This window comes from Shewanella cutis (assembly GCF_022410515.1).
GTDB classification, from domain to species: domain Bacteria; phylum Pseudomonadota; class Gammaproteobacteria; order Enterobacterales; family Shewanellaceae; genus Shewanella; species Shewanella cutis.
Genome location: NZ_JACSDI010000001.1, coordinates 487080 through 504174 on the forward strand (window position 1 = coordinate 487080; position 17095 = coordinate 504174).

The window sequence follows — 17095 nt, forward strand, 5'->3', positions numbered from 1 at the left end:
ATCGGCAAACACTAGCCATAAACACACAATAATTTACACTTCGTTTGATATTTCAAACAAAGCGTAATAAGCGGCTTAGCATGGCAAGGGCTTACTAAAGAGATGCAGGAAAACGCTAACAGGACAAAAACGCAATGGCCTTGCGATACAAGGCCATTGATTTACAAAATTATTAATTAAGCGGCATCCGCTCACGTTTTTCTGCACGTCTTGCCATATACCAAGAAAGGAAAGCAATTAACGATACGCAGAGAATAATCAGAGTCGCTAAGGCGTTAATTTTAGGCGATACCCCAAGACGAACCGAAGAGAACACCACCATAGGTAAGGTGGTCGCACCAGGTCCTGAGGCAAAGCTTGAGATCACCAAGTCATCCAGTGACAAGCTAAAGGATAATAACCATCCCGCCACTAGCGCTGGTGAAATCATCGGTACTGTAATGAGGAAGAAAGTCTTGAGCGGTGTCGCGCCTAAATCCATTGCAGCCTCTTCGATTGACCTATCTAACTCACGCAATCTTGAGGACACAACCACAGCCACATAAGCCGCGCAGAAGGTCGAATGGGCAATCCATACTGTCACCATACCGCGCTCTTTTGGCCAACCGAGGAGATCCGCCATATGCACAAACAGCAGTAGCAATGACAAACCCGTTATCACCTCAGGCATAACCAAGGGAGCGGTAATCATATTCGACAGGGTTAACTTAGCCCATGAACGCTTAAAGCGCGTCATAACAAACGCAGCCATAGTGCCAATAATTACCGCCATCGTTGAGCTGTAGAAGGCAATCCGCAAGCTGGTCCATACCGCATCGAGGATTTGTTGATCTTTAAATAGTTCACCGTACCACTTAGGTGAAAAACCACCCCATACCGTCACGAGCTTGGACTCGTTAAAAGAATAAATGACCAAAATCAACATAGGGGCATACAAAAATAACAGTCCGAACCACAGCATTACGGAAGAAAAACTCAGCTTTTTCATAGGTCTTTCTCCAAACTACGCGCTTGATAGCGATGGAATAAGGTAATAGGAATAATCAGTAGTACTAACATCACAATTGCCAGTGATGAGGCTACCGGCCAATCACGGTTATTGAAGAACTCCTGCCACAATACTTTACCTATCATTAAGGAATCTGGGCCGCCGAGTAGTTCAGGGATCACAAACTCACCTACCGCCGGAATAAACACCAGCATAGAACCTGCAATCACCCCACTCTTAGATAACGGGAAAGTGATTTTCCAGAAGGTGTTGATACGGCTTGAGCCAAGATCCGATGCAGCCTCAATTAAACTCATGTCCAACTTCACTAAAGTCGCGTATAGCGGCAGGATCATAAAGGGTAAATAGGCATAAATAATCCCAATATACACGGCAGTATTGGTGTTTAATATTTGCAATGGCTCAGAAATAATCCCAAGCCATATTAATGCGTTATTAATAATGCCCGTATTACTTAAGATCCCCATCCACGCGTAAACTCGGATTAAAAATGAGGTCCACGAAGGTAGCATCACCAACAGCAGCAAAACGGTCTGCCATCTGGCTGGCGCGCGGGCAATGGCATAAGCCATCGGATAGCCAATGATCAAACAACCAATAGTTGATACTAAAGCCATTTTTAATGAACTCAGATACGCTGTGTAGTACAACGGATCATCGAGCAACATTAAATAGTTACCTAAGTGCAGAAAGATATTTAACACATCATCTGCGTATTGAAAGGTCGCCTCATAGGGTGGGATAGCAATCGCCGCCGTAGACAAACTGATCTTAAGGACGATCGCAAAGGGCAAGGCAAAAAACAGCAATAGCCAAGCATAAGGAAAACTAATCGTCCAAAAGCGTCCCTTGAGCCATTTGAGTTTGGATTTTATCTTCATGATCTTAACACCACGCCACTGGTGTCCTCCCAACTGATGAACACTTCATCATCCCAGGTTGCATGATCAGCACGGCGTTCACGGTTTGTCATACTGCACTGTACAATCTGCCCATTTTCAAGGCGAATGTAGTACACCGAAATCCCGCCTAAATAAGCAATATCATGCACTATACCTTTGGCCCAGTTGTATTCACCTTCAGGTTGCTCACGACTAATAATGGTTTTTTCAGGACGCACTGCTAGCCATACACGTTTATCTTCAAGGCTGGTGGTCACACCGTAACCTACATAGAAAGATCGCGCTAAATCATTAGGCTTAATGATGAGATGGTCGACTTCATCCACTTCAATCTCACCGCTAAAGAGGTTCACTGAACCAATAAATTCAGCAATCATGCGGCTATTTGGACTCTCGTAGATATCCATAGGAGAGCCAGTTTGGGCTATCCAGCCATCACTCATAATCGAAATCCGCCCCGCCATGGTCATAGCTTCTTCTTGATCGTGGGTCACCATCACACATGTCACACCAACGCGCTCAAGGATTTCAACCACTTCTAGCTGCATCTGGGTACGCAGTTTTTTATCGAGCGCGCCCATTGGCTCGTCGAGCAATAATAATTTGGGGCGTTTTGCCAAAGAGCGTGCCAAGGCGACCCGTTGGCGCTGACCGCCAGAAAGTTGATGGGGTTTTCGTTTTCCGTATTGCTCCATATGCACCAGCTTGAGCATTTCCTGAACGCGCTGCTCAATTTCAGCTTTAGGCAACTTATCTTGCTTTAATCCGAAGGCAATATTTTGTGCCACTGTCATATGGGGAAACAGTGCATAGGATTGGAACATCATGTTGATAGGGCGCTCGTAAGGCGGCAGATCGGTAATATCTTCGCCATCAAGATAAATCCGGCCACTTGTTGGTCTTTCAAATCCAGCGAGCATGCGTAATAAGGTCGACTTACCCGAGCCAGAGCCCCCGAGTAAAGCAAAAATCTCACCTTTATTGATCGTCAATGATACGTCGTCAACCGCACGCACATCGTCAAATAACTTACTCACCCGCTCAATCTTAAGCAGGACTTTTTCTTGCGTCTTTGTTGTGGGTTTATTGGTGACGCCCGAGGTGCTTGCCATAGTACTTCTCCACCCGAGTATTGATGTAACAACACATTCAACACTTGAGATTTACACAGTGAATTAATGAATAGAGATTGAGTGTTGCGGCTAAATGCTCAAAAGAGCAGCCATTGTCGTGGTGACCAAAAGGGGCAAGCAGTGCTTGCCCGATATCGATTATTGGCCAGATTTCACTTTGGTCCAGACGCGAGTTAATACACGTTGGATTTTCAATGGACGGATTTCGCCAATATACAATTTATCCAATACTTCTTTTGGTGGATAAATCGCTGGGTCATTGCGAATGGCTTCATTAACTAATGGTTGTGCTAAATCATTCGGATTGGCATAAGCCACATAGTTAGAGATAGGTGCTATCACTTCTGGACGCAGTAAGTAGTTGATCAACTTATGGGCATTTTCCACGTTAGTGGCGTCTGCTGGGATGGCTAACATATCAAACCACAGGTTGGCGCCTTCTTTAGGGATCGAGTAACCAATCTTGTTGCCATTACCCGCTTCATCAGCGCGAGCGGCAGCCTGGAACACGTCACCAGAGAAACCATAAGCCACACAAATATCGCCATTAGCGAGATCGGAGATATAACGTGATGAATGGAAATACGTCACATAGGGACGGATTTTTTCGAGTAACTCACCCGCTTTTTCGTAATCTTCAGCTTTAGAACTGTTGGGATCGAGTCCAAGATAAATCATTGCCTGTGGCACCATATCATCGGCCGAATCTAACATCGCAAAACCACACTTCGATATTTTTTCAGCGTATTTTGGGTTAAAGATCAGCTCCATAGAGTTGAATGGTGGAGCATCTTCACCCACAGCCGCTTTGACCTTATCGATGTTATAACCAATACCGTTCGTTCCCCAAAGGTAAGGAACTGCATACTGGTTACCTGGATCGGCCTTTTCTAACAGCTTCATCAGATCTGCATTGAGGTTTTTAAAATTGGTGAGTTTAGAGCGGTCTAGCGGCTTAAATGCACCCGCCTTAATCTGTTTAGCGAGGAAATGGTTGGATGGGACGACGATGTCATAGCCGCTGCGACCAGATAATAACTTAGCTTCGACCACTTCGTTGCTGTCAAATACATCGTAAATCACCCGGATCCCAGTTTCTTTCTTGAAGTTTTCTAAGGTGTCTTCAGCGATATAATCAGACCAGTTATATACACGCACGACTTCTTCAGCCTGAGCAACAACGCTGGCAAGTGTTCCTGCGGTAACTAAAGCCAAAGTCGTCATCTTATTAAATAGCTTCATGCTTTCTCCTTTCTCGGGTAGCAGAATTGCCTTTAACAATTCTGAAATTGTGTCACCGATCATCTGCTCGGTTATTGTTGTTATTCTCGACCAATGCTACACCTTAAAAACCGCATCGGCAGTCTCTACAGCACCATAATGCCTTCATCTCTAGGTCACTGCAATTTATGGAGTATCAGATTTCATGCCAAATTTATCTATTTACACTCTTGCATTAACAAGCAAAAAAACAGCTTAGTTATTGCGACACTCTACATCTTGCAACATTAAAGCAAATGCCTCAAGCACCTAAAGAAACAGCTAAAACTATTCAATAAAAATATTAACTTACAATATGTTAAATGAAATACCTTATACTACACTTTATCTCTTTGAGATGAAGGCATAAGCACACCAAAGCTAAAAAACAAATCAATGCACGCTTAAAGGAGCGATTCATTCCCCTAGTCGCTAAAAGTCAGCACTCAAGTTTAAAAACACTCCGCACCAAAATTGAGCACGCCACCCAAAATGGTGCAGAGCATTTTCAATCATTGTTCGAATATGCTCATAATCAGGATCTAAGATCCATTCACGCCACAATCACATTGAACAAAAATAGTGCAACATACATCGCAAAGCTTATACGCTGAGTAATAGGAACTCCCGCTCCCACGAACTCACGACCCTGCGGAAATTTTCAAGTTCAGCCTGTTTTACGGCCACAAACCCCGTAGTAAAGGATTCACCTAAGTATTCCTTACAGGCGTCACTTTCCTCCATCGCGGCTAAGGCTTCCTCCAAGGTTAACGGCAAACAATGTGGATTGTTGCTTCGGCTTTCGTTCGCTTTACCTTGAACGGGTGTCGATGGTTTTAATCCTTCGACCATGCCGATATAACCACAGAGTAAACCTGCCGCAAAAGCTAAATAGCAGTTAGCATCGGCTCCTGGAATTCGGTTTTCAATACGGCGGTTTTGTGGTGAAGATTCAGGAATGCGTAATCCGCAAGTTCGATTCTCTATGCCCCATTCCAAGTTCACTGGCGCTGAGGTTCCGGGTAAAAAACGACGGAACGAGTTAGCGTTTGGCGCCATAAGTGGCAAGAACTCAGGAATATATTTCTGTAGTCCTGCGATATAGCTCAAAAATAACGCGCTTTGGGTGCCATCTTCATTGGTAAAAATATTTTTACCTGTTTCTTTGTTAATCACACTTTGATGAATATGCATGGCGCTGCCCGGCTCATCGGTCACAGGTTTCGCCATAAAAGTGGCACAAACATTATGCTTTAATGCCGCCTCACGCAGGGTACGCTTAAATACAAACACCTGATCAGCAAGTGATAACGGGTTACCGTGGCTGAAGTTAATCTCCATCTGCGCAGGGCCGTCTTCATGGATAAGCGTATCAATATCTAAACCTTGAATTTCGCACCAGTCGTACATGTCTTCAAACAGAGGATCGTATTCGTTGGCGGCATCAATTGAGAAGGACTGACGTCCCGCCTCTGGCCTGCCTGAACGACCAATTGGCGGTTTAAGAGGTAAATCATGGTCATCACTTCGGCTCGTCAGGTAAAACTCCATTTCTGGCGCAATAACGGGCTCCCAACCTTTTTCATCGTAAAGAGACAACACTTTTTTCAAGACGTTACGAGGTGATAACTCAATGGGATTACCCATTCTGTCATAGCAATCGTGGATCACCTGCGCCGTAGCTTCAATCGTCCAAGGCAGCATAAATACCGCGTTTTCATCGGGAACACAGACAAAATCAATATCCGCATCATCAAGCAAACTGTAGTAAATATCATCGTCGACAAAGTCACCGGTAACGGTTTGTAGCAAAACACTTTCGGGTAAGCGCATGCCTTTTTCGTCGAGAAACTTATCAACTGGTGCTATTTTTCCACGGGCGATACCTGTCATATCGCAGATAACACATTCGACTTCCGTGATTTTTCGTTCTTTTAAAAAAGCGATTAGCTTATTCATTTTATTTCACTCGAGTGGTAGCCCGACGACGACAAGCATCGCCAAAGGCATTGAATATAGAGAGGTAAAATGGATTGTTACTCACCTTCCATTCAGGATGCCATTGCACGCCGAGGGCAAATTCAGTGGCATCTATCACGGAGAAGGCCTCAACAAGACCATCAGGAGCACAAGCTTCTGGCCGTAACCCAATCCCAAGACGCTCCACGCCTTGAGTATGCACAGAGTTAACCTCTGCAGAGTTACGGCCCCAAGCCTCGTAAATGACCCCCCCAGGCTCCACAGTGATACTGTGGGATGGCCCATATTGCTCCTCTAAGGAGGCATCTTTATCTTCTCTATGTTCAATAAAATGACCGACTTCATGCAGTTTTTGATGCAAACTGCCACCAAAAGCCACATTCATTTCCTGAAAACCTCGACAAATCCCAAGGACAGGCACACCGGCTGCGATGGCGGCTCGAATGAGCGGTAATGTAGTCGCGTCACGCATAGGATCATGGTGCGTGCCTGCTTCACTCGGTGCACCAGCATAAAGGTGTGGCTCTACGTTAGAGGGCGAGCCAGTAAAGAGAATGCCGTCAAGTCTTGCAAGAATCGCTTCGATAGGTTGATCCGCACCTAATGATGGGATCACAAGCGGCCACCCCTTAGCGCCATGAACGACACCTAACAGGTATTTTTCTCCAACAATATTAAAGGGGTGTAAACCCAATTGTTTGTTACACGCAATAACACCAATAAGGGGTAACAGGGCAGCCATAACTCACCTTTACGCATTTAATCATTAGTACAATGAACAAGTTAATTTTAATGTTCATTTTTTCACACAGTACACGGAAATTTAACCTCAGGCAAGAGGTTAAACACTTGTTAACCATAGTTTGATTTTCATGAGTAATTTTTAGATTTAATACAGTGTGTTAAGCTAAAAAATGTTTTTTTATGCTGATAAAGCAATTGTTGACAGTATTGTCTGGATGAAAACCAGCCAAAGATAAAGAGAGAGAATCGAGGTCTATTTGAAAAATATTATTTACACTTTGAATAAAATATTGCAATCAAAAGCCAGTTCAATGTGGTAAACAACAGGCGGGGGTACTCAAAGATAACGCTATCCTAGACACTCTAGGACAGCGTAGCTCTAGGACAGCGTAGCGCAGTTAGAAATTAGCGGGGGTTGTAGCACTGATCAGACGACAAGGCTCATCGAAAGGATTGCGAAATCGATGGGGTAACTCACTGTTAAAGTAGTAACTATCGCCCGCTTCTAAAATATATACCTCATCACCTACGGTAAGCTCAAACTTACCTTCAATGACCATGGCAGCTTCTTCCCCCTCGTGCTTCAGCATTTCCTCGCCGGTATCAGAACCCGGAGGATAGGTTTCGCTCATCACCGACATGGCGCGATTAGGGTAATCGCGACCAATCAATTTAAATTCTAATGGCCCAGTACCTATATTGAGGAGTTCATCAGAGCGATAAACCACTTTTTGCTCGCACTCACTTGATGCTTCAATTGAAAAAAAATCGACTAAAGACATAGGGATACCCGACAATACTTTTTTCAAAGAACTGACGGATGGGCTAACACTGTTTTTTTCGATCATTGAAATGGTACTGTTAGTCACACCAGCACGCTTAGCCAGCTCACGCTGGGATAGGCCTTTCATTTTACGAACAGTTCTGAGACTGGCTCCAATATCCAAATTTCGCATCTCCCCAAAGGATCGGTTGCCCCGATAGATGAAGAACAGGTTGTTCAGGATAAACACCATCCCAAACACATTTTGGCCCTAAAAGCGCGAGTTAAATCGCTTCCGTTGTATTCTAGCTAAAAAGTGTGTTAAATAAAACGAACACTTTTTAGCGGTATCACAAAAGTGTGATGAGTATACTGAGACAAGCCCAATTTACAATAAAAACAATTTTTTGGAGCCATAATGGCCACTAAACCTCCAGTACACAGTGAGCAATATCCTCACTCTTATTATCTTGATACCGCTAAAGAAATTTATGATCACCCTCAACTTGAAGGCAGCATAACAGCAGATGTTTGCATTGTAGGCGGCGGATTTAGTGGCATCAATACTGCGATAGAACTAAGACAACGCGGCTTAAGTGTAGTACTGCTCGAGGCTAAACGAGTGGGCTGGGGTGCGTCGGGCCGCAATGGCGGCGAGCTGATCCGCGGTATTGGCCATGATCCAGCACAATTCATAAACGAAATTGGCCAAGAAGGCGTAAGTGCGATTCAGCAAATGGGCTTTGAAGCGGTAGACATAGTCCGAAACCGCATCCAAACCCACCAAATTGATTGCGATTTGCAAATGGGCTATTGCGATCTGGCGGTAAAACCTCGGCATGCGATTGAATTACAAGAGGAATATGAAAGCCTTAAAAGCCTTGGATATAAGCATGAAATCAAATTATTAACTCAATCTCAACTCGGTGAGGTCATAGGCTCTGATTTCTACCAAGGCGCTTTAGTCGATATGGGCAGCGGCCATTTACATCCACTTAATTTAGCGTTGGGAGAAGCTCGTGTCGCCCGCGATTTGAGCGCGCAATTATTTGAATACAGTGCCGCCGAAAAAATTATTCAGGGCACGAAACCAAAAGTCCTCACGGCCAAAGGAGAAGTAACGTGCCAATATTTAGTTTTGGCGGGCAACGCTTATATCGGCCATAAACTCAATAGTTACATTGGTGGAAAAGTATTGCCAGCGGGTAGCTACCTGCTTGCAACAGAGCAATTAACGCAACAACAGTGTAATAACATTATTCCGCAAAATATGGCCTTTGCCGATATGCGAATTGCTTTAGATTACTTCCACTTATCGGCAGATAGACGTTTACTTTTTGGTGGACTTTGTACCTATTCAGGCAAAGATCCCAAGGATATCGAGGCAGCCCTAAGACCTAATCTTGAAAAGGTATTCCCACAATTAAAAGGCATCCGCATCGATTACGAATGGGGCGGCATGATAGGCATTGGCGCCAACCGTATGCCGCAAATTGGTCGCCTACCCGATGCGAGTAATATTTTTTTCGCCCAAGCCTATGCGGGGCACGGCGTCAACGCTACTCATATGGCAGCAAAACTCTTAGCCGAAGCGATTTGTCAGCAAGCTGGACATTTCGATGTATTCGCTAAGATTAAGCATATGACCTTCCCTGGTGGTCCGACATTCCGCTCCCCAATGCTCGCTGCGGGTATGCTGTACCATCGATTTAAGGATTTATTCTAATCTTCATAGAGGAACAATCGATGGATGCCTTATGGCTTGAGCATCCATCATCTGGTTCAGAAAGAAAGCTCTAATAACTCTGACTTAATTTAAGGCGCTTGCGTCGCCTTGCCCATAGGAAAAAGGGAATTGAGCCAAGATAGTGCACCACTAACGCCACCAGCACACCAAAACCAATACCACTAGCAGTTAAAGGGATACCCGGCGTAAAGTGGGTGATGGTTTTTTCTAAATAATCAAACCGAGTCGAATTAAACATATAGGCAGTTTTTTCAAATAGATTTCCGTGCTCAAAAATCTCCATTCCATGCTGTAATTCTTTATAAAGCAATAGCGTTTGACGCTTCTGCAGCGCATCAGAGCGCACATTCGGCTCCTCGTTTTGGAGATGGCGAGCAATCATGTCATCAACATCTTCGTAATGATGCTCCTTAGCCGTTGCTTCATAGCCCTCAACTTGCCATTGAGTCGAGGTATAAAGCCCCGCCAAAAACTGCTGGTAATGTTCCGCTAATTGGGGTAACTGCAGCGCAATCACTAAGATAAACCCAAAGATCAGTTTATCGAACAATCTCGCTATCATGACGAACTCCTTGATAATGCAAAGGACATCGAACAGGAAAGAGGATACCGCAACCTTATCCGTTCAACTTTACAGCCCTCGAGCGTTGTCAATCAGCGCTCAATCGGTAAATCTATACGGCTGCCCCAGTCGGCCCAAGAACCATCGTATAACACTGCATCGCCATGTCCTGCTGCCACCGAAGCCAAGATTAAAATACAGGCGGTAATGCCTGACCCGCAGCTAAAAATCCTTAAGGCTTTATCACCGACAAGTGCTTGAAAAAGCGTTTGTAACTCTTCTGCGCGTTTGATTTTGTAGCCATCAAGTACCTCACCAAAGGGAAGATTCACTGAATAGGGAATATGACCACTGCGCACACCTGCTCGCGGCTCACTCACTTGGCCTAAAAAGCGTGCCTGTCCCCGCGCATCAATAATCGCACTTTCACTATCATCAAGCTTTGTTAATACGGCCTCAGCATCCATCACTTTTTCAGATTGATACTCAAGTACTGCCGTCAATTGACCACAATCGGTCGCCCCATAATCGATACCCTCTTCCTGATACCGCGACGAAGTCACTCGGTCTTCAGCAATCCATTGGGGTAAACCACCATCAAGCACATACACTCGCTTAAACCCCATCACCTTGAAGATCCACCACGCACGGGGAGATGAATAAATGCCTTGGTTATCATAGATAACAACCACACTTTGCGGATTAATACCGAGCTTGGCGATGCCTTCTACAAACTGCTCAAACCTTGGTAAAGCATGGATTTGAGTAGAGGTTTTATCGCAAAAATCCTCTTCAACATCAAAACGGCGCGAACGTGGAATACAAACGGGCTCGTGATACAGAATAGGTTCTTTACCCAACACCACAGCCATACTGGCATCGAGTAATACCAATTCGGGTGAAGTGAGCTGCTCTTCGAGCCATTGCGTACTAACGAGAGGATATTCCATTGGCTGCCCTTATGCTTTATTGATTTATCTAACTACCTAAACAACGTCTTATTCCAAAAGACAAACGATTAGACTTTGTTGATACCTGAACTTGGATTTTTACGCGCCCTAACTAAAACATCTATTATAAAAACAAGCAACAATAAGTGCTCCCCAAAACGTCAGCAGCAAACGACCTCTATTTAGATGTTCCAAAATAGTGTTCCAGCAAACAAGAAAACCAATTCATTGAATAATTAATATAAAATGTTTTCATTATTGTGCTGTATAAAGGTCATTCGAGACAGGTTCTAGCCCCATCTTCATCCCGTCTTGCTATCTATCGATATACACCTTAACTGTCCGTGGTCACAAGGCTGCGGTTAGCGCAATATCAATCGGTCAGTAGCGTTCACAATTGCTTGTTCAATGTTCAAAATAATTGGCCTCATAATAAAGACTTATGTTATAAGTTACCCCATTCGGAATAGGCTGATATGGACATAAAATGCGTGTTTATAGTGAGACTAAGGATAGAATTGAGCAGCGAAGCTTTTGGACGCTGTTTTTTTTACTTAGTACCTCGCTATTACTTTTTTTATCGCTCGGTCATCATGCTAAAGCTGAAGAAAGTCAACATGTTCCGCAAAGGTCACCCTTTCAAACAATAACCTTAGCTGCAGAAGACAGCTGGCCCCCCTTTGCCAATCAATTTGGTCAAGGCATTTCTCATCAGCTTATCGAAGCCGCTTTTAAGCAAACCCACATAGAGGTAAATAGCCTCGTTGTGCCCTATAGCCGAGCCTTGATGATGGCCGAAAAAGGCGCTGTCGATGGAGTATTTAATGTCACCCGAGAAGCCAGCACCGAGCAGCGGTTTATATTTGGCGAAACACCTTTATTTGCAGCAAAAGCCTCTTTCTATCAACGAAAAAAACGTCCTTTAATTGCAGAAAACAAATGGCAAATCCCTAAAGGCAGTATGATTGGCGTGATAAAAAGCTATGAATATGGTGATGAATTTCCTGAATTAGTCAAACAACGGCAATTAAATCTCGTCACTGTCGCAACCCAACAGCAGCTAATCAATTTACTGCTGATTGGCCGAATCGATGCCGCAGTGATGTTTGATCTCGTCGCACAAGAAAACCTGCAAACAATGGGCGTAAGTGATGAAGTGTTCGCCGCCTTTGATAATCATATCAGTCTGATTTACTTAGCGTTCTCGAAGGAAAACCCAAAAGCCACATTATTAGCCAAAGCCCTTGATCAAGGCTTATCAATGCTTAAGGAAAATGGGCAATACCAGCAATTACTAAAGGTGAACTAATCACCTCTCCCACACAGGGATTAAATGCCAACACTTTGCCCTTGAATACGGATAATCTCTTGATTGACCCAGTGCAATAACTGCTTAATCGCCTTAGATAAAATCTGATTTTGGCGCACAATATAGCCTAAGCTAGTGCTTGGAAATTGCGGCAACGGCGTAATTTTACTCTTCAAGTTTGTCTTAGTGTAAATAGAAAACTCAGGCACAATCGCTACACCAAAACCGGCCTCAGCCCAATCAATTTGCGCATCAACACTGCCGACTTCCATAATTCGATAGCGAGGCAAATTTAAGCTAGGTAAAGCGGGATCGAGCAACTCGCGGGTACGAGTATCGTGCCCAAGTAAAATCAAGGTAGGCTGCTCTGCTAACGGCATGTCATCACGCCCCTGACTCTGCTGCCAGAGTGCTAAATTATTCCCAAGCGCGCACCATTTAATTTGCTGCAACTCAGTAAAATGTAGCGGCTGACTTTCCTTCTGAGCGATCACAAAGCCTAAATCGGCTTCGGCATTGGTCACCAGTTCAGAAGCTTGGAATGAGGTGGTGTTCAGTAACGAGAAATCAATTCCGGGGAATTCAGCCTTAAACAACTGAAAAGGTTGAATTAACAACAAGCGTGAAATGATATCACTGGCCGCTATGGTTAAGGTGCCTTGACTGAGATCATTAATGGCATTGAGATCCGCCTGACACACTTGCAATTCCATCAAGGTCTTCTGGCTGCTTTCAAGCAAACGAAACCCAGCCTGAGTTAACCTAAACGGATTGCGTTCAATCAACTTCACCCGCGTGTTTTGTTCAAGTTGCTTGATATGCAGACTCACATTGGGCTGCGTCATATGCAGCGCCGCTGCTGCCTTACCAAAGTGTTTGCACTCGGCTAAGGTCACAAAGGTTTTTAACCAATGAAGTTCGAGCATTGCTTTTATCCCCATCCATCATTCCCGACAGTATCATGATATATGAATCTCTTATCGATGTAATAACTATAATTAATTTCTCTTATTCAATAGTGAGGTCTAGCATAGCCGCTTAATCAATGTGGAGATGATGTTATGCCGTCTATCGTGGTTGTGGGTGCAAATTGGGGTGATGAAGGCAAAGGCCGCATCGTAGATTATTTAGCAGCTGATGCTGCTGCGAGTGTTCGCTTTCAAGGCGGTAACAACGCAGGCCATACGGTCGTTAACGACTATGGCACCTTTAAATTACACCAGTTACCCAGCGGTATTTTCAATCCAAATTGCGTTGCGGTATTAGGCCCAGGCATGGTGATCAGCCCAGAAAAACTCAGTGTGGAAATTGCTGAAGTCGAAGCGGCAGGCATTGAGGTCAAATTGTGTATTTCTGACCGCGCCACCCTGTGTTTACCTATTCATGCGTTAGAAGATACCTTAGAAGAACAACGTCTAGGCGATCTCGCCTACGGTTCAACCCGTCAAGGTATCGCTCCAGCCTATGGTGATCGCGTGATGAAAAAAGGCATCTTAGTTGGTTGGTTAAAGCAACCCGAAGTGCTACAAGAGCGTATTCAATTTATGCTTGACTGGAAATTGCCACAGTTAAAGGCGCTCTATCCAAGCTGTGATTTTAGCCAAACTGCCGCCGAAATGACCCAGTGGTTATTGGATGTGACAGCGTCATGGCGTCCCTTTATCTGCAACGTCACTGAACCATTAAAGGCATTGCAAAAACAAGATGCTAACTTACTGTTCGAAGCGCAATTAGGCGCAGGACGCGACTTGATTTACGGTGAATATCCGTACACGACTTCTTCCAACGTGACTGCAGCTTTCGCAGGTCTAGGCAGTGGTTTACCCGCACTGCGTCCAGAGCGCGTGATTGCCGTCGCTAAAGCCTTTAGCTCATCAGTGGGTACTGGCACGCTAGTCACTGCAATGGAAGAGCAAGATGATTTCCGTAAAAACGCTAACGAGTTTGGTGCAACCACAGGTCGCCCACGTGATATGGGTTACTTCGATGCAGTCGCAACCCGCAACGGTGTAGAGCTACAAGCGGCGACTGAAATTGCCCTGACTAAGATTGACTGTTTGACCGGCATGAAAGATCTTAAAATCTGTATCGCCTATGAAGGCGAGCACACTGAAAACCCAATTTGGCCGCAAACGGCGGCATTAAGCCCTGTGTACGAGCAGATGGAAAGCTGGAGTGAAGACATCACCACTTGCCGCACCTTCGAAAGCCTACCAAAGGCTGCACAACATTATGTTGAACGCATCGAAGCCTTAATGGGTGTACGCGTCAGCATGGTGTCAGTGGGACCAGAACGCGATCAAATGATCATTCGCTAACGAATCGATTACCCTACAAAAAAGCCATATTCGTTTCGGCGAATATGGCTTTTTACGTTTCACTTTTCACGCCGCTTACCCAATCACAAGCGGATTTATACCAATCGTATTAAATATCTGTTCATTCAGCGGGAGTTAAACGGGCTTTAGACAAGGCGAAGGCTTGAAGGCATAGTGGCGCTCTGTCGAAAGCCTTAAACGCAGTATAAAGCCCGTTCAACCCCGCCCTTCGGGAGCCTCACAGGCATCTCACTCCCGTGTTACATTGACTTAAAAGGGAATACCATTTCTTCGTCAATGCGCCTTGGATTGAGATGCCTGTGAGGCTCTGAACTGATTAGATATTTAATGTGATTGGTATTAGCCGCTATCCTGGGTTTTGTTTCACACTATAAACCGCTAGACTGCGCTTAAATAAGTAATCCCATAACGATGATTTTATGCCGCAATTTAGCCCGAGTTATTCTTTTCCTGTGCAAATCTACTACGAAGATACCGATTTTTCAGGCGTGGTATATCACCCGAATTTTTTGAAATACTTCGAGCGCGCCCGTGAGCATGTCATTGGCGCTGAGCAGTTACGCAACCTCTGGCAACAGCAGCAATTAGGTTTTGCAGTTTATCGCAGCGATATGTTGTGCCATGAAGGCGTGGAGTTTGCCGATATTATTGATATTCGCACCAAGTTCTACTTTGAAAGCAAATATCGCACCGTATGGCATCAAGAAATCTGGCGACCCAACGGCAAAAAACCGGCAGTCACGGCCACCATTGAAATGGTCTGTATGAACCAAGCGAGACAACTCGCCCCCATGCCTGCAGAGTTTATCGCCCAATTAAGCTTAGGGATGTGAGCCCAAATTGGCGCTGAGCATTTTGGGCGCTGGGCGCAGTCGATGCCAATGCATTTCAAGTTCTACCGCCCGCATAGGCTTGGCATAACATAGACCTTGAATACGATCGACCCCCATCTTGACTAACAGATCGCGCACCTCTTGAGTTTCAACCCCTTCGACCGTCACCTCATATCCGAGTTTTTTAGCAATATTGACGCTGGCCTCAAGGATATATTCTGAGGGTTGGTTCGGTTTTAGATCCAAAAGAAACGCTTTATCTATCTTCACTTCGTTTGCGGGTAAATGTTTCAAATACGCTAAAGAAGAATGGCCAGTGCCAAAATCATCAATTGCCAGTTTTATCCCAAGGCTACGAATTTGCGCTAAGGTGTCGACGGCTTTATTTAAATCCGCCATCAAAGTGCTCTCTGTAATTTCAATCATTAAGCATTCTGGCGGTAACTGATAATGCTTTAGGCGCGCATCGAGTTCATGGGGTAAGGTTTCACTATCAAGATCGCGAGTAGATAAATTCAAGGCGACACAAACAGAAATTCCCGCCAGTCGCCATTTTACCTGCTGCTGTAAAACTTGTTCTAACGCCCAATGGCTCACTAAATCAATCATACCCGCGCATTCGGCAAGTGGGATAAATTCCCCAGGAGAAACCAATCCTAGCTCTTCATGTTCCCAGCGAATTAATGCCTCTACCTGAGTGCACCCCCCTGAAATCACATCCTGCTTAGGTTGATACACCAGGTACAAATGATTGCGTTGTAAGCCATTGGGCAAGCTATCAATAATCTTCAATTCCCGCAGTTGGCGAATGTCGTCATTTTCACTGTAACAGGCAATCGCAATCCGAGTATTGCGGGCTTTTTTAACCGCTAAATCAAGCCTTCTGAGCATATTACTCACATCAGCATGGTGCAGTGCTAATTGTAAGCAACCAATTTGCAGACGCACACTGACCGGTGTGTCTTTAATATTAAAGGGGACCTGTAAACGCCCGCGTAAATGCAGTAACTGCTCCTGAGACAAACTTTGCTCATAATAGAGAAAAAACTCATCACCGTTTAGGCGCGCAATCAGTTTAGGTTTAAGACTTAGGCTCATTAAACGTTCGGCAAACTGTTTTAGCAGAATATCACCAAACACAAACCCAAAAAGATCATTCACATAGCGAAAACGATAAATATCAATCAGCACCAAAGTGCCTTGAGTCATTGGCATTAACGAAGCGAGAGTCCTTTTAAGTCCAACACGATTAATTAACCCCGTGAGCTTATCCTTGCCCATTCCCGCAGGTAAAGCGACTAACATCTCATTTAAAGAATGATAAAGGCGTGCAAACTCCTGTGGCACCACTGGAATATTTAGCGGGCTACGATCCGTTTTTTGCCTTTCAAGTTGAGGGTACAATTGCGCTAAGAATTGCTGCTGTTGGCGCAACGCTTTGGATTTTCTGCGTAAAAGAGACAGCACGGCAATCAAGGCGATAGCCAGCACGACACCGATAAACTCCAGAATAACCATATTTACGCCTCAACCTTACCACATAAGCTAATAACCAATAGCTCCT

The 17095-nt window shown here is 44.7% G+C and carries 15 protein-coding genes; 4 read left to right on the plus strand and 11 right to left on the minus strand.

Annotated elements, in window-relative coordinates:
- Positions 1–172: 172 nt before the first annotated feature.
- The 7 genes from H9J30_RS02315 to H9J30_RS02345 form a co-directional block, all read right to left on the minus strand.
- A complete protein-coding gene (locus H9J30_RS02315; protein WP_011071492.1) occupies positions 173–988 on the minus strand; it encodes an ABC transporter permease subunit in 816 nt (271 codons plus the stop codon).
- Entirely contained in the window at positions 985–1890 is a 906-nt protein-coding gene (locus H9J30_RS02320) for an ABC transporter permease subunit (protein WP_240129506.1), read from the minus strand. The genes H9J30_RS02315 and H9J30_RS02320 overlap by 4 nt, the downstream gene beginning before the upstream one ends.
- A complete protein-coding gene (potA, locus tag H9J30_RS02325) occupies positions 1887–3023 on the minus strand; it encodes a polyamine ABC transporter ATP-binding protein (protein WP_011071490.1) in 1137 nt (378 codons plus the stop codon). The genes H9J30_RS02320 and potA overlap by 4 nt, the downstream gene beginning before the upstream one ends.
- Before the next feature lie 159 nt (positions 3024–3182).
- Positions 3183–4286, minus strand: coding sequence for a polyamine ABC transporter substrate-binding protein (locus H9J30_RS02330; protein WP_240129507.1), 1104 nt, complete (start codon positions 4284–4286; stop codon positions 3183–3185).
- A 621-nt stretch (positions 4287–4907) separates the two neighbouring features.
- A complete protein-coding gene (locus H9J30_RS02335; protein WP_240129508.1) occupies positions 4908–6263 on the minus strand; it encodes a glutamine synthetase family protein in 1356 nt (451 codons plus the stop codon).
- A gap of 1 nt (position 6264) precedes the next feature.
- Complete coding sequence (locus tag H9J30_RS02340) at positions 6265–7026, minus strand: gamma-glutamyl-gamma-aminobutyrate hydrolase family protein (RefSeq protein ID WP_240129509.1); 762 nt, start codon at positions 7024–7026, stop codon at positions 6265–6267.
- 400 nt (positions 7027–7426) lie between these two features.
- Entirely contained in the window at positions 7427–7975 is a 549-nt protein-coding gene (locus H9J30_RS02345) for a cupin domain-containing protein (protein ID WP_240129510.1), read from the minus strand.
- Positions 7976–8209: 234 nt separating this feature from the next.
- On the opposite strand from H9J30_RS02345, the gene H9J30_RS02350 reads away from it, so the two are divergent.
- Positions 8210–9517, plus strand: coding sequence for an NAD(P)/FAD-dependent oxidoreductase (locus H9J30_RS02350; RefSeq protein WP_240129511.1), 1308 nt, complete (start codon positions 8210–8212; stop codon positions 9515–9517).
- A 70-nt stretch (positions 9518–9587) separates the two neighbouring features.
- Here the strand turns inward: H9J30_RS02350 and H9J30_RS02355 are convergent, their stop codons facing one another.
- Both H9J30_RS02355 and H9J30_RS02360 read right to left on the minus strand, forming a co-directional pair.
- On the minus strand, positions 9588–10100 hold the full coding sequence (locus H9J30_RS02355) for a DUF2937 family protein (RefSeq protein ID WP_240129512.1): 513 nt from the start codon (positions 10098–10100) through the stop codon (positions 9588–9590).
- Positions 10101–10192: 92 nt separating this feature from the next.
- A complete protein-coding gene (locus tag H9J30_RS02360; RefSeq protein ID WP_240129513.1) occupies positions 10193–11050 on the minus strand; it encodes a sulfurtransferase in 858 nt (285 codons plus the stop codon).
- A 487-nt stretch (positions 11051–11537) separates the two neighbouring features.
- Between H9J30_RS02360 and H9J30_RS02365 the strand changes: the two genes are divergently transcribed.
- Complete coding sequence (locus H9J30_RS02365) at positions 11538–12359, plus strand: substrate-binding periplasmic protein (RefSeq protein WP_240129514.1); 822 nt, start codon at positions 11538–11540, stop codon at positions 12357–12359.
- Between the two features lie 20 nt (positions 12360–12379).
- Here the strand turns inward: H9J30_RS02365 and H9J30_RS02370 are convergent, their stop codons facing one another.
- Positions 12380–13285 carry a LysR family transcriptional regulator gene (locus tag H9J30_RS02370; protein ID WP_240130049.1) on the minus strand — a complete coding sequence of 302 codons (906 nt, stop codon included), beginning with the start codon at positions 13283–13285 and terminating at the stop codon, positions 12380–12382.
- Between the two features lie 135 nt (positions 13286–13420).
- On the opposite strand from H9J30_RS02370, the gene H9J30_RS02375 reads away from it, so the two are divergent.
- On the plus strand, positions 13421–14677 hold the full coding sequence (locus H9J30_RS02375; RefSeq protein WP_240129515.1) for an adenylosuccinate synthase: 1257 nt from the start codon (positions 13421–13423) through the stop codon (positions 14675–14677).
- Between the two features lie 440 nt (positions 14678–15117).
- The gene (locus H9J30_RS02380; RefSeq protein ID WP_240129516.1) at positions 15118–15531 is read left to right on the plus strand and encodes a thioesterase family protein; all 414 of its coding nucleotides are present in this window, start codon (positions 15118–15120) and stop codon (positions 15529–15531) included.
- Here the strand turns inward: H9J30_RS02380 and H9J30_RS02385 are convergent.
- Entirely contained in the window at positions 15520–17049 is a 1530-nt protein-coding gene (locus H9J30_RS02385) for a putative bifunctional diguanylate cyclase/phosphodiesterase (RefSeq protein ID WP_240129517.1), read from the minus strand. The two genes, H9J30_RS02380 and H9J30_RS02385, sit on opposite strands and share 12 nt — an antisense overlap.
- Positions 17050–17095 lie beyond the last annotated feature (46 nt).